The following is a 21815-nucleotide window of genomic DNA, read 5'->3' as shown; positions in this document are numbered from 1 at the left end:
CCCTTGTGTCACCTTCCCGTTGACGCGGGCCCCCGGCCGGCGGGTCCCGGCTGGGGCTGGGGCTCGGGTTCCGGCACGGGTCCGCCGGGCTGCGGCGCCGGGCTCGGGTCGGGATCCGGAGGGACCGGCACCGGGTTCGGCGGGGGCACCGGCGGCGGTGCGGGGGCCGGCGGCGGGATGGGCGAGGGGGGCAGCGGATCGGGGTACGGGTGGGTCATCACGGACCTCTCGGTCGACGGGTTCCTCCCTCCCCAGGGTGGCCCGGCGGGCGCCGCGGCGCCCGCCGGACCCCGCCCTCCGGGTCAGCCGCCGGCCGCGCCGCGCGGACCGGACACCGCGGCGGCCGCGGCGGCGAGGCCGAGGCGCGGACTCGCCAGGACCGGGCGCGAGGTGGCCGTCCGGGCGACGGCGTCGGCCATGGACGCCTGCGCGAGGACGACGACGCCGTCCTCCGCCGGGGCCGCGCCGTCCACGGCCGCCGCCACGGCGTCGAGGTAGCCGTCCCGGTCGCCCGCCTCGAACAGCTCCCAGGCCCCCTCCACCACGACGGTGCGGATATGCGGGGTCTCCGGTGCCGCCTCCTCGGCGATGAGGGCGACCGTGGGTTCGAGGGTGGAGCGCAGTGCGGCCACGACGACGATCCGACGGTACCGGGCGGCTTCGGCGGCCATCGGCCGGTCCACCCGGAGCACGGGGACGCCGAGGGCGCCCGCCTGCCGCTCGGCGATCCCGCCCAGTGTGGAACAGGTGCAGAGCACGGCTTCCGCGCCGTCCGCGACGGCCGCCGCGAGGGCGGCGGCCACCGGACCGGCGACCGCCCCGGGACCCGCCTCCCTGGCCCGTACCAGCAGCTCCTCGTCGACGAGGTGCCGCAGGACGAGCCCGGGGTGGTGCCGGTCCCGGAGCCCGTCGAAGACGGGCACGTGGACCGGTGAGGTGTGCAGCAGGGCCAGGGTTCCGGGCGCGGTCACCACAGGCCCGGGGTGGCCTTCAGCTGGAGCTTCGCCGCGTCGACCACCTCGGACGGGGCGGCCGGCGCCTCGTCGGGGTGCCGCTCGGCCCAGGCGGCGGCGTACGGGCAGAGCGGGACGACGGGTACGCCCTCCCGTGCGGCGATCGCGTAGAACTCGCGCACGAGCGCCCCGGCGACGCCCTTGCCCTCGTGGCCGTCCTCGACGACCGTGTGCACGGCGACGAGGGCGTGCGGCTCGGAGGTGAGTACGAAGTAGACGACGACACCGACGTACGTGCCGTCCTCGAAGGCCTCGAGGCGGCCCTTCGCCCGGTCGTCACGAATCTCCGGCTCGGCCATGCGGCGACGCTCCCTCGGCGTGGTGCGGTCAGATGTGCGCGGCGGCGGTCGCGGGCACGGCGTGCGGGCCGCGCACCGTGTCGCTCCCGGGGACGGGCGCGGAGGCGTCGGTCCCCAACTCCACGATGCGGTTGTCGCCGTCGACGTGCACGACGCGCGGCACGAACGCACGGGCCTCGGCGTCCTCGACCTGCGCGTAGCTGATCAGGATCACGAGGTCGCCGGGGTGGACCAGATGGGCGGCGGCACCGTTGATCCCGATCACACCGGACCCGCGCTCCCCCTCGATCACATAGGTCTCGAGTCGGGCGCCGTTGTCGATGTCGACGATGTGCACGAGCTCACCGGGCAGGAGATCGGCCGCCTCCATGAGATCGGCGTCGACGGTGACGGAACCGACGTAGTGCAGGTCGGCCTGGGTCACGGTGGCCCGGTGGATCTTGGACTTGAACAGAGTGCGCAGCACAGTGGACTCCTCTGAGACGGCTCCCTGCCTGCTTTGTGCAGGTCAAGGGCGGGCTCGACCCTACACCCGTGCCCCCGTGCGTTGTTTGTGAGGAAGATCGCTCCGGCCGGGCTGGACGGCTTCCCGCCCGGGGCTGACCCTTCGCGCCGACGCCTGTGGGGACGACTGCTCTGCTCTGCGCGATCGGCGCCGCGGCGGCCGTCCGCGCCTGAGGCCCTCCGCCGGACGCCGGGACCGTCCCGGCGTCCGGCGCCCGGTCCGCCTCGGGTTCGCGAGGGCATCGACCGCGCGGTGTTCCATGACCGCGTCCTGCGCGGCGACGACCACGGCCGTGGCCGCGTCGCCGTCGAGCCCCGGCTCCTTGTCGGACCGTTCGGCGCCGATGCCTGCCGCCGATGCCCACCGCCCAGGCGAGGGCCGTCTGAACGGGTCCCCGCCGCTCCCGGCCCTGTGACGGGCCGGCGCGTCGGCCGTTCCACGCGTCGCACGCCGAACGGCAGGCGGCCCCGGCGTCGGCTCACCGTTCGCCTCCAGGGCGGCCTCCTCTCTCACGGCAGGGCGATGTCGCCCCTCGACGCGGCGTGCTGCTTCCGCATGATGCGGGCCACGTGGTGCTCCACGGTGCGGGTGGACAGCACGAGGCTCTCGGCGATGTCCCGGTTGGCGCGGCCCTGGACGACGAGTCGGGCCACCTCCTCCTCGCGCGGGGACAGCTGGTCGCCGTAGCCCAGGCGGCCCCGGCGGTGGGTGGTGACGATGGCGTGGCGCCGCAGCAGTCGTTGGCACCGTGCGACGTCCCAGCGGGCGCCCAGGTGCCGGTAGACCTCGACGACGTCCTGGACCCCCTGGGCCGCGGCCTCTCCGTGCAGGTCGAGCAGACACCGCCCGCGGGCCTCCGCGGCGCGGGCGGCATCGAGCGGGCGGTCGAGCAGGCGCCACCGCTCCTCCGCGTCCGTCAGCAGGGCGACCGCGTCACCGGGGCGGCCCGCGGCCTCCGCGAGCAGCGCGCGGCACACGGTGAGCGCCGCGTGGGCGGCGGGCGCGTCGGCGTCCGCGGAGCCCGCGGCGAAGTCGGCGACGAGCCGCCGGGCCCGCGCCGTGCGGCCGTCGCCGTGGAGGGCCTCCACGGCGACGGGCAGGACTTCGCTCCCCCACATCCAGCCCCGGGTCCGTTCGATCCGGCGCAGTACGTCCTCCACGGCCTCGCACGCCTGCCCGGGGCGGCCCGCCTCCAGGTGGACGCGGGCGGTGGCGGCGGCCGAGGACGTGAGGATGAAGCCGGTGTCGTAGCACGCGGTGCGGGCGGCCTCGGCGAGGTCGTGGCGGGCCCGGGGGACGTCGCCGAGCGCGTGGAGCGAGGTCAGTCCGCGCACCAGCATCGCCTCGGCGGTCAGGTCGGGTATCTCCTGGTAGAGCCGGGTGGTGCGGTCGGCGGCGGCGTGCAGACCATCCCAGCGGCCGCCGTGCCAGGCGAGGACCAGTCGGGCGGTGCCGACGAGTCCTTCCAGATACGGGCTGCTGCTGTCGGCGAGACCGGTGACGGCCCGGTCGAGGAAGTCCCGTGCCCGCGTGCCGTGTCCGAGCGCGCTGGCCGCGTGCGCCAGGTTGGTCCAGCCCCGGGCGTGGTGCGCGGCCTCCATGGCGGACCCGGCCGGCCCGCGCAGTGCCTCCGCGGCGTGCCAGGCGCGCGGATCGCCGACGAGCATCAGAGCGGTGGCCCGGTTGGCGGCGATGGCGGCCCGGGCGACCGGGTCGGTGACCTGCTCCGTGAGCGTCTCGCCGCGGTCCAGCCAGTGCCGGTGCCGGTCGACGGGCCAGCCCTGGAGGGAGGGGATGGCGGCGACGGCCATGGCCCGTGCGGCGGTCTGCGGATCGGACGTCTCCAGGTCGGGGATGGCGCGGGCGACCTCTTCGAGGCTGTCCAGCGCTCCGCCGGTCTGGTTGCGCAGGACCACGCTGAGGTGCAGGCGGATCTCGCCGCGCAGCCGGGGCGGCGGGTCGTCCTCGTCGAGGACGGTGCGCACGGCGGCGACCACCTGCTCGTCGGCCCGCGCCAGTTGGGCGGTGCGGGCCAGTTTCGCGGCGGTGCGCACCCGGCCCTCGGCCCGGGGGTCCTCGACCACGGCCCGGGTGTACAGGCGGGTGGCGGTGGCGTAGTCGCCGGCGGCAGCCGCCCGGTCGGCGGCCACCACCAGGCAGCGCAGGCTCGCGCGGACGTGTCCGGCGGCCGCGTACAGCCGGGCGAGGTCGACCAGCGGCACCGGCCCGTCACCCGCGCGGTGGAGGGCGCGGGCGGCGCGCAGAGCGAGCCGCGCCGCCCGCGGCCCCGGGACCCGCGCCAGCGCGGCCCGGCGGTCCAGCGGATGCCGGAAGGACAGCGACGGCCCTTCGGCGCGCAGCACGGACCGCCGTACGCACGCGTCGACCGCCGCTTCGGCCGCCCCGGGCAGACACTCCGCCACCTCGGCGAGGACGCCGACGGGGGCCGGCCGGCCGAGGACCGCGGCCGCCTCGACGAGACGCCGGGCCTCCTCCCCCAGCGGCCCGCACCGCCGGGCGAACTCCCGGGCCACCCGCCCCGGCACCTCCGCCTCCCGTACGACGGCGAGCACCGCGGGCCCCGCCGTGCCGTTCTCCGCGCCGGCCGAGAGCAGCTCCCGGGCGTCGTCGAGGAGGGCGCCGGCGGCTCCGGGCAGTCCGCCGGACAGTTCGTGCACGAGTGCGGCGAGCTCCGCCAGCTCCTCCGGCCGGACCTGCGGGCACCCCGCCGCCCACCGGCGGACGCACTGCTTCGTCTCCTCCCGTGTCCAGGGCCGTACGCGGATCTCCTCGTACCGCCCCGCTGCCCGGGTACGGACACCGAGAACCGGCAGCCCGGGGGCGGCGTCCTCGGTCAGCACCAGCCGCAGCCCGGCGGGCAGGTCGTCCGCGAGCCGGTCGAGCAGCCGGAGCGTCGCGGGGTCGGCGAGGTGGACCTCTTCCAGGACCAGCACGGTGTCGCCGAGCGAGCCGAGCAGGGTCGCCACCGCGCGGGGGAGCAGTCCTCGACGTACCTCCGGGTCCGAGGCCGACGCGGGCGGGTCCGGCAGGCGGTCGGCCAGTTCGGGCACGACGAGTCCCACGACTCCGGTGACGGGTGCCGTCCGGTCGGCCTGGGCGGGAGGGTACGGGAGTTGGGCCAAGGCCGAGGCGACGGCCTCGAAGGGCAGCGGTTCCGCGCCGTCCGGGCATGTCCCGCGCAGCTGCGTCCACTCCGCGAACTCCGCCCCGCCGAGCACCTCGTCCACGAGCCGTGACGTCCCGGCCCAGGCCTCCCCGCGCACGACGACGACACCGCGCCCCGCGCGCAGGGCCGCCCGGAGTCGCCGTACCTCCTCGTTTCGGCCGACGAACCCGGCCCCTTCGGAGGGCACTTCGCCGTGCGGCGCGTCGCAGGGGCGTCTCTCCACGGCTCCGCCTTTCACCGGCCACCCACCCGGTGGCTCCGTCACACGTCGTGGAGGTCCCGGGGACCGGACTCCACGTGTCGCGCCGCGGGCGCGGCCGCGGTGTCCGCCGGGCGGGTGGGTCCACCCGCAGGTGGCTCCACCCGCAGGTGGTCTACCGGCAGCGGTGCCTCCGTCGCAATAGGGGGCGGCTACCCACGGAATCCCGTCGGCCCGGCGCGGTCTCCGCCAGGCGACGGGCGGTGACGTCCCGTCCCCACTCTTTGGGTAGCGCTACGCATTGCCGGCCTCCTCCCCGGTGACCGAAGCTCTGGGCGGTCCGGTCGCGCCATCCCCGTCCACCACGGTCCCCGACCGCTGGAGGCACGGGGCGGCAGCACCCCACGCAGCCGTACGGCGTGACCGGATCCGTGCGTCGCGGAGCCCGCTCCGTACGCCACGTCACCCCGTCCCGCCGTCCCGGCGCCGCCAACAGCGGCGCCCGTACGACCGCCTTCGGCCGACGGATCGTCACGGTCCCCACCCGGACCACCGTCTCGGCCGGCCGGCGGCCATCCTCCGGGCGCGCGCCGTCCCACCCCTGACGGAGCGCGCCCGGAGCAACCGGCGGAACGGATGCCGCCCTCCGGACACCGACCCCGGTCCGGACACCTCCCACGAAGGAAGCCGTCATGGAGTTCGACGCTCGCGCCCTCCGGCGCCTGCTCGCCATCAGCACAAGTGCCGCCCTGCTCGCCGTGGCCTCCGCGACCACCGCGGCCACGGCCGCGCCCACACCGCCCGGCGGCGGGGAGAACCGCATCGTCGGCGCGGACCGACCCGGCGCGGTCGAAGGCTCCTACATCGTCACCTTCAAGGGCTCCGTCACCTCGGCCGACGTGCCCGCCTCCGCCCGCGCCCTGGCCAAGCGCCACGCCGGCAGCCTCCGCTACACCTACACCGCCGCTCTGCGCGGCTTCGCCGTCCGCATGTCGGAGAGCCAGGCCCAGGACCTGGCCGCCGAGCCCAGCGTGGCCCGCGTGGAGGCGGACGGCGTCGCCTACGCGGTCGACACCCAGCCCTCGCCGCCCTCCTGGGGCCTGGACCGCGTCGACCAGCGCAGCCTTCCCGTGGACAAGAGCTACACCTACGGCACCACCGCCTCCAACGTGAACGCGTACATCGTGGACACCGGCATCCGCATGAGCCACCGCGACTTCGGCAACCGCGCCGTCAGCGGTTACGACTTCATCGACAACGACTCCAACGCCTCCGACTGCCAGGGCCACGGCACTCACGTCGCGGGCACCGTCGGCGGCGGCTCCTACGGCGTCGCCAAGGGCGTCAAGCTCATCGGCGTCCGCGTACTGAACTGCCAGGGCACCTCGGGCGACACCTGGGCCCCGGTCCTCGCGGGCATCGACTGGGTCACCAAGAACGCTGTCAAGCCCGCCGTGGCCAACATGAGCATCGGCGGTGGAAAGACCCAGTCGGTGAACGACGCGGTCGCGGCCTCCATAGCCTCCGGCGTCACCTGGGTCGTCGCGGCCGGCAACAACAACGCCGACTCCTGCTCCTACTCCCCGTCCTCCACCCCGTCGGCCATCACGGCCGGCGCCACCAACAGCCGCGACGCCCGAGCCACGGGCTGGTCCAACGGCCAGGGCTCCAACTACGGCACCTGCCTGGACATCTTCGCCCCCGGCGACAGCATCGTCTCCACCTCCAACTCCGGCGACACCGCCTCCCAGACGATGAGCGGCACCTCCATGGCCGCCCCCCACGTCGCCGGCGCGGCCGCCCTGCTGCTCGCCGCCAACCCGACCTGGACCCCGGCCCAGGTCCGCGACAGGCTGGTCGCCGACGCCACGGCCGACAAGGTCACCGACGCCCGCACCGGCTCGCCCAACAAGCTCCTCTACACCGGCACCGGTGGCACCACCCCGCCGCCCACCGGCAAGAAGTTCGAGAACACCGACGACTACCAGATCCGCGACAACGCCACCGTCGACTCCCCGCTGGCGGTCACCGGAGTCACCGGCAACGCGCCCTCGAACCTCGCCGTCACCGTCGACGTCCGCCACACCTACCGCGGCGACGTGAGGCTGGAGCTCGTCGCCCCCGACGGCACCGCGTTCGTCCTCAAGGACTACAACTCCAACGACAGCGCCGACAACATCCAGGGCACCTTCACCGTCAACGCCTCCGGCGAGTCCGCCGACGGCACCTGGAAGCTCCGCGCCACCGACAACTGGACCAACGACACCGGCTACATCAACGCCTGGTCGCTCCAGTTCTGACCCGCCGGCCTCCCGCGTGAAGCGGGTCGCCCGCGTGAAGCCGGCCTCCCGCGTGAAGCCGGTCGCCCGCCCACGCGGCGGCCCCGTTCCCGGCGCACTCCGCCGGGAACGGGGCCGTCGCGCCGCTTGAGGCGACGGCCCGATCGCTGCCGCGGGCGAGCTGTCGGGCCATGTCGGGAACCATCCGTTCCAGCCCAGGACTCGCGGGGACCCATGCTGGCCGGATGCCGATCGCCCCGTCCCGGAGGGGGTCCGGAACGGGGCGATCGTGAGACGGCGCCGACGCCGTCGGGCCTGGCGCTACTTCAGCAGGGTGCGGAACTCGTCGAAGTCGAGGACCCCGTCGTGGTTCGCGTCAGCCGCCATAGCCTTCTTGACCTCTTCCGAAAGATGCCCATGGGCGCCCTCGGCCTTGAATCCCTCCGCCAGCTCGACGATGTTGATCCGCCCGTCGCCGTCCGTGTCGATCTCGTCGAACAGCGCCCTGAGCTCGGCCTCGTTCACGACATACCTCTCTCACGTTCACGGGCCCCGAAGGCCCACACGCCCACCACCCTGCCACACCGTCGGCGGCACGCTGACGACCAAGCCTTCGGACGGGACCGCCTCACCGGCCAACGCCCCCGGGCCACCACGCTCACGGAGTCGGCCGGCCGGCGCACCGAGCCGGACCACCTCCTCCTCAACTCCGACGAGCTGTGCGCGTACCGGCTGCACGCGTCGTACCGGCAGTCCCTGCGTGAGATCGTCCTCGCCCCTGGTCTGGAGCCGCTGGAACCGCTGCGCTCCGGCGACGCCGACGCACGCCAGGAGGCTGCCGAGGACGCGGTGCTGCGCGCGGTGACGGTACGGGCCGCGTGGCACGACCGACGGGACGGAGACCTGCCGCTGCTCCGGCTCCTGCTGGAACACGAGAGCCCCCGACGAACCGACTGGTACCGGGAACGGCGGCTCGCCGCGCTCCTGGTGGCGGCGCACTGCCGGGCCGAGGACGTCCCGCTCCTGCGGGCGGCCACCCACGGGGCGGTCACCGACAGCGCCGGAGGCGGGGCGTGGGCCACCGCCGCGGTGCTCGAGGACAGCGAGTTCACCTGGGTCGAACTGACCCACAGGCAGGGGCGTGTCGAGCATGCCCGGGTCGCCCTGATCCGGATGCCGGACGACACGGGCCGGACGAGGACGGGGCGGAGGCGTTCGTCCCCGACGGGAGGATGGTCCCGCCACCCGTGCCGACGGACAGTGGGACGCACGGGGACCGCTCCGGAAGGCCCGGAAACTCATGCCGACCGGATGCCGACCGGATGCAGGCTGGTCCGCGGTGGATGAGAGCGGCGACACAGGGCAGGAAGGCACCGTGACATCGACCATGCGCCACACGCACCAGAAGACCCCGGGAGACCGGCTCGGCGAACCGCTGAGACGGGGACGCTCGACCCTGCGTACCACCGCCGTACGCCTCTGGGACGACAACGTCGCGGACTCCGCCGCCGCACTCACCTACTACGCGGTGCTGGCGCTCGTGCCCGCCCTGCTCGTCTCGGTCTCCCTGGTGGGACTGGCCGGGACCGACGCCCGCGAGCACCTGATCCGCGACCTCACATCCTACGTCCCTCCGCAGTCGGCCCAGGTGCTGCGGGAGGCGCTGGAGGGCGTCACCTCGGCGCCCTCCTCCCTGTGGGCCCTGCTCGTCAGCGGAGTCCTGAGCGCTCTGTGGTCGGCCTCCAGCTACCTGGCGGTCTTCCGTCGCGCGCTGCACGCGATGCACAGGCTGCCCGACACGCGGCCGCCGCTGCGCGCGGCGCACGTCCTCGTGCTCACCGCAGGCGCGCTGCTGGGCCTGCTCGTGGCGGGCGCCGCCGGGCTCGTCGCGACCGGACCCGTGGCCCGTCAGCTCGCCGCGGCCGTCGGCCACTCGAGCACGGTCGGCATCGCCGTGCTGCGTTGGCCCGTGCTCCTGGTGATCGTCACGGCGCTGATCCTCGTCCTCTACCGGACCGGGCCGGTCCAGGCCCGCGGCGTACGCCGGGGGTTCCCGGGCGGTGCGCTGGCGGCGTTCCTGTGGCTCAGCGCTTCGGCGCTCTTCACCGTCTACACACAGTTCGGGACCTACAGCCGCCTGTACGGTTCCCTGGCGGGGACCGTCGTGTTCCTCGTGTGGCTGTGGTTCAGCAATCTGGCCCTCCTCACCGGCGCGCAGTTCAACGCGGTGCTCGCCCAGAACGGGGAACGGACCGATGAGGCACCGGCGAGCGCCGAGACCGCCTCCTCCCCCGGATAGCGGCGGCGCGCGGCGGCAGTGAGCACCGCGCGCGCCTCCCACCGCCTATCCGTCGGCGAGGCCGCCGGGGATGTCCAGCCGGCCGGCGACGGTGGTGAGGGCCTCCCCCAGAGGCAGGGCCACCCGCGTGACGGCGTGCCGGTCGCCCCGAGTCGGGTCCCGGTTGACGATCAGCACCGGTTTTCCGGCCTGGGCCGCCTGGCGGACGAACCGGAGCCCGCTCATCACGGTGAGGGACGACCCCAGAACCAGCAACGAGGCTGCCTGACGTACCAGCTCACGGCAGCGCTCGACGCGCTGCGGCGGAACCGCTTCGCCGAAGAACACCACGTCCGGCTTGAGGGTGCCCCCGCAGCCGGCGCAGGGCACCACCTGGAAGTCGCCAACCTGTTCGTCGGTGAGGTCGGCGTCACCGTCCGGGTTGATTCCGGCCGTGACCGGCTCGAAGCCCGCGTTGGCCTGCTCCAGCCGACGGGCGAGCTCGCGGCGCGGACTGAAGGCCCCGCAGGAGAGACAGACGACCCGCTCCAGGCTTCCGTGCAGCTCCACGACGTCCTCGCTGCCGGCCGACTGGTGCAGGCCGTCGACGTTCTGGGTGATCACTCCCGCGAGCAGGCCCTGCCGTCCGAAGGCGGCCACGGCCCGGTGCCCGGCGTTGGGCCGTGCGCGGCCGAAGGTACGCCAGCCGAGGTGGCTGCGCGCCCAGTACCGGCGCCGCGCCAAGGCATCGGCGGTGAACTCCTGGTAGGTCATCGGGGTGTGCCGGCTCAGGCTTCCACCCTCGCCCCGGTAGTCGGGGATGCCCGACTCCGTGGAGATGCCCGCCCCGCTGAGCACCAGGACGCCTCCGGCGCTCAGCGCGTCGGCGACCGGCTCCAGACTGGTGGTGCCCGGCAGCAGGTCCTCGGTGGGGGTCCAGCTCAGAGTGGGGCGCATACGCATGCCACCAGGGTACGGAGCCGGCGCGGCTACCGGCCTGCACGGCGGAGGCGTGCGATCCACAGCGCGCCACGAAAGCACTACTCTCCGTGATCGGGCCGCTGTGTCTTCTACGATCCGCCGGCGGCGGGCGCGGGCATCAGCACGGTTCACCGTCGCGCGGCCCGGTGGTCTGCCTGCGCCTCATGACCGCGTACGAGATCGCCGGGAGCTCGGTCAGTGGTTATCTCGTGTTGTCGGTCACGGCGACCACACCGTGCCCCGGGACTCGTACTCCAGCATCGTCTCCAGGGCGGTCGTCGTGTCGGCGCCCAGTTCGCGGCGGGTGATCCAGAGGGCGAGTTCGAGGCCCGACGTGATGCCTCCCGCCGTCACGAGGTCGCCGTCGTCGACGACCCGTGCGTTCTTCACCAGGCCGCCCTGTCGTGCGAGATCGGCCTTGGCGTTGTGGTGCGTGGTGCAGGGGCGGTCGCGGGTGAGGCCGGCGGCGGAGAGCAGCATGACCCCGGTGCACAGGGCCGCGAGGACGGGGCCGGGGCCGGCGGAGGCCGCCGCGAGGGCGCGGGGCAGGGTGCCCCGGTCGATCTCCGCCCATACCCCGGGGCTGTCACGGCGGGCGTAGCCGCCGCCGGGGACGACGAGGACGTCCGCTTCGTCTGGGGCCCAGCGGTGCAGGCCCCTGACCTCCGTGCCGTACGCGGCGGTGACCGAACGGGCTCCGGTCGCCGACACGTAGCGGACCTCGACCGGGCGCGGGGTGAAGTACCCCGCCGCCGAGAAGACCTCGTACGGGGCGGCGAAGTCCAGTTCCTCGACTCCGTCGAACATCACCAGGTGGACGCGCAGCGGGACGGTCTGGCCGGCGGTAGGCGTTTGGGTGGTCGACGCGGCTGCCGGCGCGCTCGTGGCGCCGACTGCCGTCGTGCCGAGCGCCGTCGTGCCGACTGCCGTCGTGCCGAGCGCCGTTGTCGCGCGGAGCAACTGCCTGCGGTTCATGGGGCTCCTGACTCGGGAGGGATGCCGGGGAGGAGGTCGAGGCGGGCTCCCGTGGGGTTCCCCCTCCGGGCCGGGAACTCGGCGGCTTCGCCGTACGACTCCTCCACCGCACCGGCACGGAAGCGGCGAGAGGCACGGGATGGGCGGACTGGACATACGCATGCGCGGGGTCGGCTGTCGGCACGGCCGCGCCGAGGCCGTGGTGGGCGTGGACCTGGAGATCGCCGCCGGCGAGCGGGTCGCCCTGACGGGGACGAACGGGTCCGGGAAGACGACGCTGCTGCGCGCGGTCCTCGGAATGCACCAGCGGACGAGCGGCTCCATCGAGGTCGGCGGGCGCGTCGCGCGCTCGGCCGCCGAGTGGGCGTGGCGGCGCCGGTCCTGCGCCTGGATCCCGCAGAAGCCCGCCGCCGGACGGTTCCCCCTTCGGGGCGACGAGCTGCTCGCGAGCAGCGGTGCGCCCGACGAAGCGGCCTCGGCGGCCGGGCGGCTCGGAGTCGGCGCACTGGCCTCGCGCCCCGTGGGCACCTTGTCCGGTGGGCAGTTGCAGCGCATGTACCTGGCGCGGGCCATCGGCTGTGTCGCGGCGGGCGCCCAGGTGCTGCTCGCCGACGAGCCGACCGCCGCCCTCGACTTCGAGGGGCAGGAGGAGGCCGCCGACGTCCTGACCGCGCTGCCCGTCACGCTCGTCGTCGTGACCCACGACCGGGCACTGGCCGACCGGTGCGACCGGGTCCTGGAGATGGCCGCGGGCCGGCTGCGGGAGGTGCGGTGAGCGCGCTCGCGGCGGCCGATCTCGGCGCCGTGCTCCAGCTCGTACCGGTCCAACGGGCGGGGGTGGCGCTGCTCCTGGCGGCCATAGGCCTGCCGGTGATCGGCGTCGTCATCGTGGGCCTGGACATCATGCCGGTGCGGTTCGCGATGATGCACGTGGCGCTGCTCGGCATCGCGGTCGGACTGCTGACCGGCATCGACCCGATGGTGTGCGCCATGGTGGCCTGCGCGTTGTCGGGGGCGGGCGTCGCACCGCTGGCCCGCACCCCGGCGGGGCTCTCGGGCGCGATGGGTCTGCTGATGAGCCTCGCCATCGCCGCCGCGCTGCTCCTCCTCGCCGTCTCCGGCGTCAACGCCTCGGGGGCCTTCGCGCTGCTCTGGGGGTCGATCCTCTCGGTCGGCACGCCGGACCTCGTGGTCCTCGGCGCGCTCGCCGTGGTCGTCCCCGGACTGTTCTGGTGGCGGCGCCGCGAGGTGGCGCTGCTGCTGTACGACCGCGAGCTCGCCCAGTGCTCGGGCGTGCCGGTCCGCTTCCTCACCACAGCACTTCTCGTCCTGGTCGCGGTCGCCGTCGCCGGCGCGATCAAGCTGACCGGGGCGCTCCTGGTCGACGCGCTGACGCTGCTGCCCGCGCTCGCGGCACGCCGGCTGGGCCGCTCGCTGGGGTCGATCACGCTGTGGGCGGTCGGCATCGGCATCGCGGTCAACGTCACGGGCTTCCTGCTGGCCCTGTGGCTGGACTGGCCTCCGGGTCCGGTCCTCGTCCTGACGGCGGGGGTTGTCGTCCTCGCCGTGCATCTCATCCCCGAACGGAGAATCAGCTCATGGCGCGCACCCGCGTCCGTACCGCCCGTCTCGCTTCCCTCGTCGCACTGAGCGCGGCGCTGCCCCTGCTCGCGGGGTGCGGGGAGGACAAGCCGGCCTCCGGCACCGGCACCAAGGAGGCGGGTGACAAGCCGGTGGTCGTCGCGACGACCACCTGGGAGGGCGCCTTCGCCAAGGCCGCCGGGGCCGAGGACGTCACGGTGATCGTGCCGCAGTCCGTGCACCACGCCCCGGACTACGACCCGAAGCCCTCCGACCTGGCGGCCGTCGCGAAGGCGGACTTCGTGCTGTACGCGCCGTTCGAGCCGTACGCGGCGAAGATCAAGGAGGCGGCCGGCTCGAAGGCCAGGCTCGTCGAGGTGAACCTCGACAACGACCCGGCCAAGGCCGGAGCCGAAGTCACCCGCCTCGGCGGCCTGTTCGGCACGAAGGACGCCGCCGCGCAGTGGAAGACCCGTCTCGACGCAGAGGTCACGAAGCTGAACGGCGAGCTCAAGGCCGCCTGGCCGGACGGCAAGAGCCCGACGGTCGTCTCCCAGGTCTTCACGGCCTGGGCGGCCGGTCTCGCGGGTGCCACGCCGGCGGGCACGTACGGCCCCGAGCCGGTGACCCCCGCCCAGTTGGCCTCGCTGTCGGCGAAGAAGCCCGCCTTCGTCCTCGACAACGCGCACATGTCGACCGGCACGGTGCTCCCGGACTCGGGCGCGAAGCAGGTCACGGTGGTCAACTACCCGGGAGAGGACCTGGATCTCCTTGCGGTGTACCGCAACGCGGCCGCCGAGTTGAAGAAGGCCATGAGCGGTTCCTGACCAATGTCAGCTGTTCCCATGGGAGTTGAGCGGTTCCTGATCGCGCGGACGGCTCCGCACCGTGGGACCAGGAGGGGGAGGGTCGCGGTGCGGCCCTCCCCCTTCCGTTCGTCCGGCGGATCAGCCGCGGGGATCCGCCCGATCCGCCGGGCGGAACCCCGCTCGTCACGCCTCGACGAGTACGGACTCCCGGTCCTCCGCGATCCGGTTCCGCAGCGCGGCGCGGTCCGGCTTTCCGGCGGCGGTGAGCGGCAGTTCGGGCAGGACCAGGAGGTGCTCGGGGTGCTTGTGCCGGTCGAGTCCGCGCTCGGCCAGGTACGTCCCGAGGTCGGCGAGCGACGGGGCCGCCGGGCCCTTGGCGACCACGCAGGCGGCGAGCCGCTCGCCCATGAGCGGGTCGGGCACGCCGACGCAGACCGCGTCCCGGACCTGCGGGTGGGAGACGAGTTCGCGCTCGACCTCGGCGGGGCTGATGTTGGCGCCGCCGCGTATCACCACGTCCTTGAGGCGGCCGGCGACGTGCAGCACGCCGTCGGCGTCGAGGAATCCGAGGTCACCGGTCCTGACCCAGCCCTCGGGTGTGCGGTAGCGCGCGTCGAGCTCGGGTGAGGCCACGTAGCAGAGCGGGGTCATGGGGCCGCGGGAGACGATCTCGCCGATCCGTCCTTCCGGCAGCGGCTCGTGGGTGTCGGGGTCGGTGATGCGGATCTCGGCGACCCGGGGGTCGGGGCGGCCGGCGACGACGCCCGAGCGGTCGGTGGGCGGCACGGTGTGCTGGAGCCCGGTGTGGCAGTTGACGCCGTCGGCCGATCCGTACAGGTTGACGACGGGACAGCCGAAGGCGTCGGCCGCCGCCTCTGCGGTCGCCTCGTCGAGGGGCGCGCCGCCGAGGACGAGCGCGGTCGGGGCGGGCAGGGGTTCGTCCGTCCGCTCCAGGGCCTCCAGCATCATGCGGATCATGGTGGGGACGCCCAGGATGTGGGTGGGCCGGTGGTCCCGTACCGCGGCGAGCGCGGCCTCGGGAGTGAAGTGGTCGAGCAGGACGAGGGTGCCGCCGTGGCGGGCGAGGGCGACGGCCGTGCCGTTGGAGCCGAAGGCCGAGGCCAGGGGAACCAGGAAGAGGCACCGGGGCGGGGTGTCGTCGGGCATGAGGGAGGCGAGGAAGTTGCCGCGTCCTCCGGCCAGGGCGTTGTGGGAGTACGCCACCATCTTCGGCTCGGCCTCGGAACCGGACGAGACGAGGATGCGGGCGGCGCTGTCGGGGTCGGGGTGGGCCGGGACGAAACGGGCCGGGTCGGTGCGCAGCAGCTGGGACAGCGGAATCGTTCCGTCGGGTGCGGGGCCGCGGCCGGCGGCGATGACGTGCCGCAGGGCCGGCAGGGCCGGGGCGAGGCTCTGGAGGTCGGCGGCGTGGGTCTGTCCGCGGTGTTCCACGGCGGCGATGACCGCGACGGCCTCCGCGCGGCGCAGCAGGCATTCGGCCTCCACCGCGCCGCGCCCGACCGGGAAGGGGAGGGCGATCGCGCCCAGGGCGGCGAGTGCCAGGTCGGCGATGACGGCGTTGCGGTGGTTGGGCAGTTGGACGCCCACAACGTCCCCGGTGCCGACGCCGAGGCCTCGGAGGCCCTCGGCGAGGGATCGGACCTTGCGGTCGAGGGCCGTGTAACAGAGGGTGCCCTTGGCGTCGATCACGGCGGTGCGGTGCAGGTCGGCGATCTGTCTGGCCCGGTAGAGGCTGTAGACGTCGAGGTCGGGGCAGATGCCGTCCACCGCCCAGGAACGGCGGAGGTCGGCGGGGAGCAGGTCGGTCAGGGTGACGGTCACGCGAGGCTCCAGGGGTCGGGAACGGCGGGGGCTCCGTGCGCGTCCCGGCCGATCGGGCCGGACAGGCGCGGGTCGTGGTGAAGGGCGGACAGGTCGGTGGTGACGGCCGTGGCGGTCAGGCCGTGGCCGCGCAGCTGGTCGAGCGCGTCCTCGGTGCAGATCCCCGTGACGTCGTACGCCGCGGCGGCGGCCGCGCTGCCGTCGCTCGGCGCGATCCAGCCGTCGGAGGTCCTGAGCGGGTGCCGGAACCCGGCGGGGCGACGGGGGTCGGCCCCGGTGGCGGCCCGTCGCAGGGCCGGGGCGAGGAGGCTGTCGGCCGCGCCGAGCAGGGAGGACTCGACCCGTACGCCGTGGCCCGTGCGCCACCGCAGGAGCAGGCCCGCGAGGACGGCCTCGGTGCCGTGCAGGCCGCCGAGGACGTCGAGGAGCGTCATGAGGGAGGGCACGGGCGGTTCGCCGGTCGGGTGGGCGGCCTCCCCCACGCCGGTGCGGGCCTGCACCATGAAGTCGGTGCCCATGGGGGCGTCGTCGATCCGGTCGGCCCAGCCGCCGGTGTACGCGTACACGAGGGACGGGTTCACGGCGGCGAGGTGGGCGGCGTCGAGCTGGAGCTCCGCCGCCTTGCCCGGAGCCCAGTTGTGCAGGAACACGTCGGCGTCGGCGACGAGTTCACGCAGTCGCGTCCGGTCGCCGGGCGCCTTGATGTCGATCTCGACGGCCTCCTTGCCCCGGTTGAGCGCGAGCCAGCGGGCGGAGATCCCGTCGCAGGCCGGCGGCATGCCCCGGAGCGGGTCACCGCCCGGGGGTTCGATCCGGATCACGCGGGCCCCGAGCAGGCCGAGGAGGTGGGCGGCGAGCGGTGCCTGGATGCGGCGGCCCGCCTCCAGGACGGTCAGTCCGGCCAGCGGCAGGTCCGCCGTGGGGGCCGGGGCGGAGGTGCCGGCCGCGGTCGCCCGGGGAGCCGTGGCCGTGCTTCCGGCCCGGGTCGCCGCCCGGGCCGGGCCGAGTGCGCGCAGGGACCAGGGGTCGGCGCCGTCGTCCTCGGCGGCGCGCTCGGCGAGCGTCCGCAGTCGGCACACCTCGGCCCCGGACCGCGCGGCGGCCTGCCGGATCCCTGCCCACGGGTGGCGGCGGGTCACCTCGTGCAGGTCGACGGGGAAGGGCGCGCAGGCGGTGGCGTACCGGAACTGGAACGGGCGCCAGCCTGCCCGTATCGCGTCGGCGGGGGCCTCCAGGGTGCGCCAGAACGCCGCCCAGGCTCCCGGGTCGAGCGCCTCCAGTTCGAACAGGACGCCGTCGGAGGAGGTGAACGGGGGTCCTCCCGGCGCGGGTTCGACGGCTTCCGGTTCGTCGGCACCGGCTGCCGCGAGGTACTGGGAGACGGTGAGCAGTCCGGTCCGGTCGGCCGTGGTCGTCCGCGCGGGGGCCGCCGGGCCGCCCCGGGCCTGCCCGACGAGCCCCGCGAGCAGGCCCTGGACGGTGAGCACCCCGGTGGCGGTGGCCAGGTAGTCGACGGCGAGGCCGCGCGGGGTGCCGTGGCGGCGGCCGTGGACGGCCATGACCCCGGTGACGGCCTGGGCGGTGGCCTCGTCCTCGATCCCGGAGCCCTCGGTCCCCCAGGAGGTACGGGCCGCGACGGGCGCGAACTCCGCTCCGTCCAGGGTGATGTGACCCGAGTCGGCGTCCTTCACCGTCGCCCCGAGTCGTCGCAGGTGGTCGGAGACGACCCGGGTCAGGGGCTCGGGGCCGCCGATGTCGCACCGCAGTGCGTCGAGCGGGCGGGCGGTGTCGAGCGGGCGGCGGACCGCGGTGTGCGCGGTCGGCGATGACGCCATGCCTCTCCTCTCCTGGCGCGGCGGTGATGGCCGTCGCGCGGGGACTGTCACGGTCTCGGGAACTCGGGGGGCGGTGGGCCCGACCTCTTCCACGGGCAGGCAGTCGGACGCGTGTTCTGCCGAGTTCCCGAGACGGAGGAAACAGTGACGGATCATGACGTACCGGATGTCGATCTGCTGCGGAAGCGGGTCGCCGCGTTCGTCCGTGACCGCGTGTTCCCCGTGGAGCAGGTGCTCGACGCCGGCGGGCCGACCGCCGGGGACCTGCGCGAGCGGTTGCGCGAGGAGGCCCGGAGGGCCGGCCTGTGGGCGCTTCCCCTGCCGGCCGAACTCGGCGGCGGCGGCCTGTCCTTGGAGGCGTACGCGTCGATCGCCGAGGCGGAGGGCGCGAGCGACCACGGCCCGGTGGCGCTCGGGTCGGCCTCGCTCCTGGACGTGACGATGCTGGCCCGGCACGGCTCGACCCGGGTGCGCGCGTCGTACCTCCCGGGTCTGGTCTCCGGCGGGCTCCGCACCTGTTACGCGATGACCGAGCCGGACACGCCCGGGACGGAGCCGGCGCTGACGGCGACCCGGGCGGAGCGGCTGCCGGGCGGCGGCTGGCGCGTGACCGGCCGGAAGTGGTTCGTGTCGAACGCGGGGCACGCGGACCTGGTGACCGTGCTCGCCCGCACGAGCGGATCGACGGGGGACCGCGGCGGGCTCTCCCTCCTCCTCGTGCCGACCGGCTCGCCCGGCTTCCGGGTCGTGCGCGAGCTGCCGATCCTGGGCGCGACCGGGCAGTACGAGATCGACTTCGACGGTGTCGAGGTCGCCGAGGACCACCTCGTCGGCGAGCTCGGGCAGGGCCTGGCGGTCGCGGGTGAGCGTCTCCAACTGGGGCGCACCCTGCGGGCGTTGCGCTGGCTGGGCCAGGCCCAGCGGGCCTTCGACCTGCTCTGCGACCGCGCCACCGAACGCCGGGGCGGCCGGAGTCCGCTCGCGGACCGGCAGCTCGTCCAACAGCACGTCTTCGAGGCCCTGTTGGCGCTACGGACCGCCCGCCCGCTCGTGCACGAGGCGATGGCGCTGGTCGCGGACGGCCGCGACGCCCAGGTGGAGGTGGGGCTCGCGAAGACGGCGGCGGCCCGAGCCCTCCAGGACGTCGCCGACCGGGCCGTCCAGGTGTTCGGCGCTGCCGGGCTCGGCCCGGACACGCCGCTGCCCGCGCTGTTCCGTACGGGGCGGACGGCCCGGATCCTCGACGGGCCGGACGAGCAGCACGTCTCCTCCGTCGCCCGGCGCGTCCTGCGGAGCCGTCGGGGCTCCGCCGTCACACCCGCCTGAGGTCGGCCCGCCCGAGGAGCGCCGCGAGGCCGAGGGCCAGGAAGAAGTCGCCCCAGACGAGTTCGTGGCGGACGGCCGTGCCGCCGGGCGCGTCGTAGCAGCCGTCGAGGAGCATCCCGGCCGGCCGGGTCCCGCCCGGCCGGGTGAGGTGGTCGTGCGCGAGCCGGTGCAGGACGGCCCGCGCCCGGGCCGCGCACGCCGTCGGCCGTACGGCTCCGGGGGCGAGCGCCAGCTTCAGGAGGGCGACCGCGGTGATGGCGGCGGCCGAGGTGTCGACCGGGCCGTCCGGATGGCGGGCGTCCGTCGGCGGAACCAGGGGTCCGCCGAGCGTCGCGCAGTCGCCGAGGAGGAGTTCGGCCGCCGCGGTCAGCCGGTCCGCGCGCCAGGTGGGGGTGTCCGCGCGCAGCAGGGCGTCCGCGACGGCCAGGAGGAGCCACGCCTCGCCCCGGCTCCAGCCGGGTGCGGGATCGTCCTCGGCCAGCCAGCCGCGCGTCCGGTCCAGGCGCCAGGCCGGAGCGGGGCGCCCGGTGCCGCCGCGGGGCAGGCACAGGTCCAGATGGCGGTGCAGGTGCCTGGCGGCCGCCTCCCGCCCCTCGGGTCCGGCCGAGGCCAGCAGGGGTACGAGACCGGGGACGCCGTCCGTACGGGCCCGGAGCCGTTCGCCGCCGAGGGCCGAGCCCCAGGGGACGAGGCCGAGTTCCGGGTCAAAGGCGCCGACGGCGGCCTTCGCCGCCCGCTCCCGAAGGGCTCGCGTCGTCGCGTCCCGGGTGGCCAGGGCCGTGCCGTACCAGAGGATGAGGCCGCGGGTCGCGGTGTCCGCCCCGGCCCAGGGGGCGAGCCGGCCGGTGACGGCGGCGGCCGCCGCACGGTCGTCGGCGCTCCCGGTGCGGGCGGCCCGGAGCCACAGAAGACCCGCCCAGAAGCCTCCCGTCCATGATCCGCGCCCTGTGGTCGTCCAGCGGCCGTCGACCGGATCGGCGTACAGGGGGAAGCGGTCACCGACCTGCTCAGCGGTCTCCCCCACGCGCTCCAGGACGAGTCCGAGGGCTTCGTGGGCCCAGTCCGTGGCCGTCAGCGTGGGGCGGTCACGCGCGGTCGGCGATCCGGTGACGGTCGCAGCCGGGCTCGCACCGGGGACTGTTGACCCCGTGACGGTCACCGCGGACCGGTCGCCCGCCTCTGGCGACCCCGTGGCCATCGCCGGGGGCCGGTCACGCGCGTCCCGCGACCCGGTGACAGTCACCGCCGACCTCCCGCCGGGGTCCGGCGACGTCGTCGCCGTCACCGCGAACTCCCCGCCCGGCAGCGGCGACCCCGTGGCCGTCACCGCGAACTCCCCGCCCGGCAGCGGCGACCCGTGGCCGTCACCGCGAACCTCCCGCGCGTGTCCGGCGGTCCCGGACCGCCCAGGCCAGCGCGACCGCCCCCGCGACGGCGAACTCCGCCGCTACCAGCGTCCAGCCCTCCCCGTACCGCCCGCGCTCCGCGAGGAGTCCGAACAGGGGCGGGCCCACCGCGAACCCCGCGAAGAAGCCGGCGGCGACCAGGGCGGAGTCCTGCCCGGCCCGGCCGGGCGCGGAGCGCTGCATGACGAGGACCATCGACACCGCGTTGCCGGACACGGCGAACACGCCGACGGCCACGGCAGCCGCCCACACCAGCGGCTCGACGTGGACGGCGGCGGTCAGGAGCACGGCCGCTCCCACCGCCCCGGCCGCGAGCAGGGCCGGCAGCCACGGAGCCCGGTCGGGCGTGGCGGCACGGGACCAGCCGACCCGGCCGCCGATGCCGGCGAGGCCGAGGACGGCGACCAGCGCGCCCGCCACCGTCGGCCCCATGCCGAGGCGTTGCGCCCCGAAGAGGGCCAGGTAGGTGTTGACGGAGGCGATCCCCGCGCCGAGGAAGAGCGAGAAGGCGGCCAGCCAGGGCACGGGACCACCGCGGCGGGACGGTGCCGGGCCACCGGCGGCTCGCACGGCCGGCGGTGACACGTCGACCGGCAGGGCCCGCCAGGCCCACAGGGCCGCGCCGAGCGCTGCCGCGGCGGCCACCCAGACGGCACCCCGCCAGCCGATCACGCCGGCGGCCACGGCGAGCGGCAACCCGGCGACGAAGGCGCCGAGTTGGACACCGGACTGCTTGGTGCCGGTGACCGCGCCCCGCCTCGGCGCCGGTACGGACGCCAGGATCGCCTTGTTCGTCGCCGGGTTGGCGAGCGCCTGGGGCAGCCCGCCGAGCGCGACGGCCACCAGCAGCAGACCGGGGCCGGGCGCGGAGCCGATCAGGCCCAAGGCCACCGCCGAGAGGGCGAGCAGGGCCACCAGCGCCCTGCGCGGGCCGACCCGGTCGACCAGACGGCCGCCGACGGGCGAGAGGACGGCCGCCGCGCCGAAGCCGACCGTGGTGGTCAGCCCCAACACGGTCTCCGTGACACCGAGTCGGTCGACGAGGCGCGGACCCAGCGCACCGAGCAGGAAGAGCTGCATCATCGAGAACGCCATGGCCGTCGTGAGGAGCGCGGTCAGCCCGCGGACCGGTCCCGCTCCGGTGTCGGCGGGTGCCTCCGCCGACGTACCCGCGCTCGTCACCGCGTCCCCTCCCCCGTTCGGCGCTCGGGCCGAACGCCGTCGCCTTCGAGGAGTCGTGGCGGGGGCGCCGGAAGTTCCCGCGGCGCTCTTGTGGGACCCGTCACAGTCGCGTACTCAT

18 protein-coding genes are annotated in these 21815 nt (G+C 75.2%); 7 read left to right on the top strand and 11 right to left on the bottom strand.

Annotated features, from left to right (window positions below):
- Window positions 1–302: 302 nt before the first annotated feature.
- The 4 genes from AMK27_RS09315 to AMK27_RS09300 form a co-directional block, all read right to left on the bottom strand.
- Window positions 303–974 carry an arylsulfatase gene (locus AMK27_RS09315; protein WP_241847400.1) on the bottom strand — a complete coding sequence of 224 codons (672 nt, stop codon included), beginning with the start codon at window positions 972–974 and terminating at the stop codon, window positions 303–305.
- Window positions 968–1312: a GNAT family N-acetyltransferase gene (locus AMK27_RS09310; protein ID WP_073904646.1), complete on the bottom strand. Its 345-nt coding sequence runs from the start codon at window positions 1310–1312 to the stop codon at window positions 968–970. Before AMK27_RS09310 ends, AMK27_RS09315 begins: the two co-directional genes overlap by 7 nt.
- Before the next feature lie 28 nt (window positions 1313–1340).
- The gene (panD, locus tag AMK27_RS09305) at window positions 1341–1778 is read right to left on the bottom strand and encodes an aspartate 1-decarboxylase (RefSeq protein WP_073904644.1); all 438 of its coding nucleotides are present in this window, start codon (window positions 1776–1778) and stop codon (window positions 1341–1343) included.
- Between the two features lie 548 nt (window positions 1779–2326).
- A complete protein-coding gene (locus AMK27_RS09300) occupies window positions 2327–5227 on the bottom strand; it encodes a LuxR C-terminal-related transcriptional regulator (protein WP_073904642.1) in 2901 nt (966 codons plus the stop codon).
- 668 nt (window positions 5228–5895) lie between these two features.
- Between AMK27_RS09300 and AMK27_RS09295 the strand changes: the two genes are divergently transcribed.
- Entirely contained in the window at window positions 5896–7503 is a 1608-nt protein-coding gene (locus AMK27_RS09295; RefSeq protein ID WP_073904640.1) for a S8 family peptidase, read from the top strand.
- A 300-nt stretch (window positions 7504–7803) separates the two neighbouring features.
- Here AMK27_RS09295 and AMK27_RS44520 read toward each other — a convergent pair whose 3' ends face one another.
- On the bottom strand, window positions 7804–7983 hold the full coding sequence (locus AMK27_RS44520) for an EF-hand domain-containing protein (protein WP_252122097.1): 180 nt from the start codon (window positions 7981–7983) through the stop codon (window positions 7804–7806).
- Here AMK27_RS44520 and AMK27_RS43545 point away from each other — a divergent pair.
- Window positions 7900–8829 carry a hypothetical protein gene (locus tag AMK27_RS43545; protein WP_241847399.1) on the top strand — a complete coding sequence of 310 codons (930 nt, stop codon included), beginning with the start codon at window positions 7900–7902 and terminating at the stop codon, window positions 8827–8829. The two genes, AMK27_RS44520 and AMK27_RS43545, sit on opposite strands and share 84 nt — an antisense overlap.
- A 40-nt stretch (window positions 8830–8869) precedes the next feature.
- Complete coding sequence (locus tag AMK27_RS09280; protein WP_073904634.1) at window positions 8870–9781, top strand: YihY/virulence factor BrkB family protein; 912 nt, start codon at window positions 8870–8872, stop codon at window positions 9779–9781.
- Between the two features lie 45 nt (window positions 9782–9826).
- Here AMK27_RS09280 and AMK27_RS09275 read toward each other — a convergent pair whose 3' ends face one another.
- Together AMK27_RS09275 and AMK27_RS09270 are read right to left on the bottom strand one after the other, a co-directional pair.
- On the bottom strand, window positions 9827–10723 hold the full coding sequence (locus AMK27_RS09275; protein ID WP_073904632.1) for an NAD-dependent protein deacetylase: 897 nt from the start codon (window positions 10721–10723) through the stop codon (window positions 9827–9829).
- 237 nt (window positions 10724–10960) lie between these two features.
- Entirely contained in the window at window positions 10961–11716 is a 756-nt protein-coding gene (locus AMK27_RS09270) for a DJ-1/PfpI family protein (RefSeq protein WP_073904630.1), read from the bottom strand.
- 139 nt (window positions 11717–11855) lie between these two features.
- Here AMK27_RS09270 and AMK27_RS09265 point away from each other — a divergent pair, with 139 nt between their 5' ends.
- From AMK27_RS09265 to AMK27_RS09255, 3 genes are read left to right on the top strand one after another with little or no spacing between them, the layout of a single operon-like run.
- Entirely contained in the window at window positions 11856–12491 is a 636-nt protein-coding gene (locus AMK27_RS09265) for a metal ABC transporter ATP-binding protein (protein WP_073904628.1), read from the top strand.
- Window positions 12488–13366 carry a metal ABC transporter permease gene (locus tag AMK27_RS09260; protein WP_073904626.1) on the top strand — a complete coding sequence of 293 codons (879 nt, stop codon included), beginning with the start codon at window positions 12488–12490 and terminating at the stop codon, window positions 13364–13366. Before AMK27_RS09265 ends, AMK27_RS09260 begins: the two co-directional genes overlap by 4 nt.
- Entirely contained in the window at window positions 13315–14124 is an 810-nt protein-coding gene (locus AMK27_RS09255; RefSeq protein WP_073904624.1) for a metal ABC transporter solute-binding protein, Zn/Mn family, read from the top strand. The genes AMK27_RS09260 and AMK27_RS09255 overlap by 52 nt, the downstream gene beginning before the upstream one ends.
- Before the next feature lie 165 nt (window positions 14125–14289).
- Here the strand turns inward: AMK27_RS09255 and AMK27_RS09250 are convergent, their stop codons facing one another.
- Window positions 14290–15948: a class I adenylate-forming enzyme family protein gene (locus AMK27_RS09250; RefSeq protein WP_073904622.1), complete on the bottom strand. Its 1659-nt coding sequence runs from the start codon at window positions 15946–15948 to the stop codon at window positions 14290–14292.
- Entirely contained in the window at window positions 15945–17783 is a 1839-nt protein-coding gene (locus AMK27_RS09245; protein WP_073904620.1) for a CoA transferase, read from the bottom strand. The genes AMK27_RS09250 and AMK27_RS09245 overlap by 4 nt, the downstream gene beginning before the upstream one ends.
- A 144-nt stretch (window positions 17784–17927) precedes the next feature.
- Between AMK27_RS09245 and AMK27_RS09240 the strand changes: the two genes are divergently transcribed.
- A complete protein-coding gene (locus tag AMK27_RS09240) occupies window positions 17928–19109 on the top strand; it encodes an acyl-CoA dehydrogenase family protein (protein ID WP_073904618.1) in 1182 nt (393 codons plus the stop codon).
- Here the strand turns inward: AMK27_RS09240 and AMK27_RS09235 are convergent.
- Window positions 19096–20436 carry a sugar ABC transporter permease gene (locus tag AMK27_RS09235; RefSeq protein WP_241847398.1) on the bottom strand — a complete coding sequence of 447 codons (1341 nt, stop codon included), beginning with the start codon at window positions 20434–20436 and terminating at the stop codon, window positions 19096–19098. The two genes, AMK27_RS09240 and AMK27_RS09235, sit on opposite strands and share 14 nt — an antisense overlap.
- Before the next feature lie 37 nt (window positions 20437–20473).
- Window positions 20474–21697: an MFS transporter gene (locus tag AMK27_RS09230; protein ID WP_073904616.1), complete on the bottom strand. Its 1224-nt coding sequence runs from the start codon at window positions 21695–21697 to the stop codon at window positions 20474–20476.
- Window positions 21698–21815 lie beyond the last annotated feature (118 nt).

Source organism: Streptomyces sp. CB02009 (genome assembly GCF_001905825.1).
In the GTDB taxonomy this organism is placed as follows: Bacteria; Actinomycetota; Actinomycetes; order Streptomycetales; family Streptomycetaceae; genus Streptomyces.
Note: the sequence above shows the minus strand (reverse complement) of the source record. Positions and strands in the feature narration are given on the sequence as shown.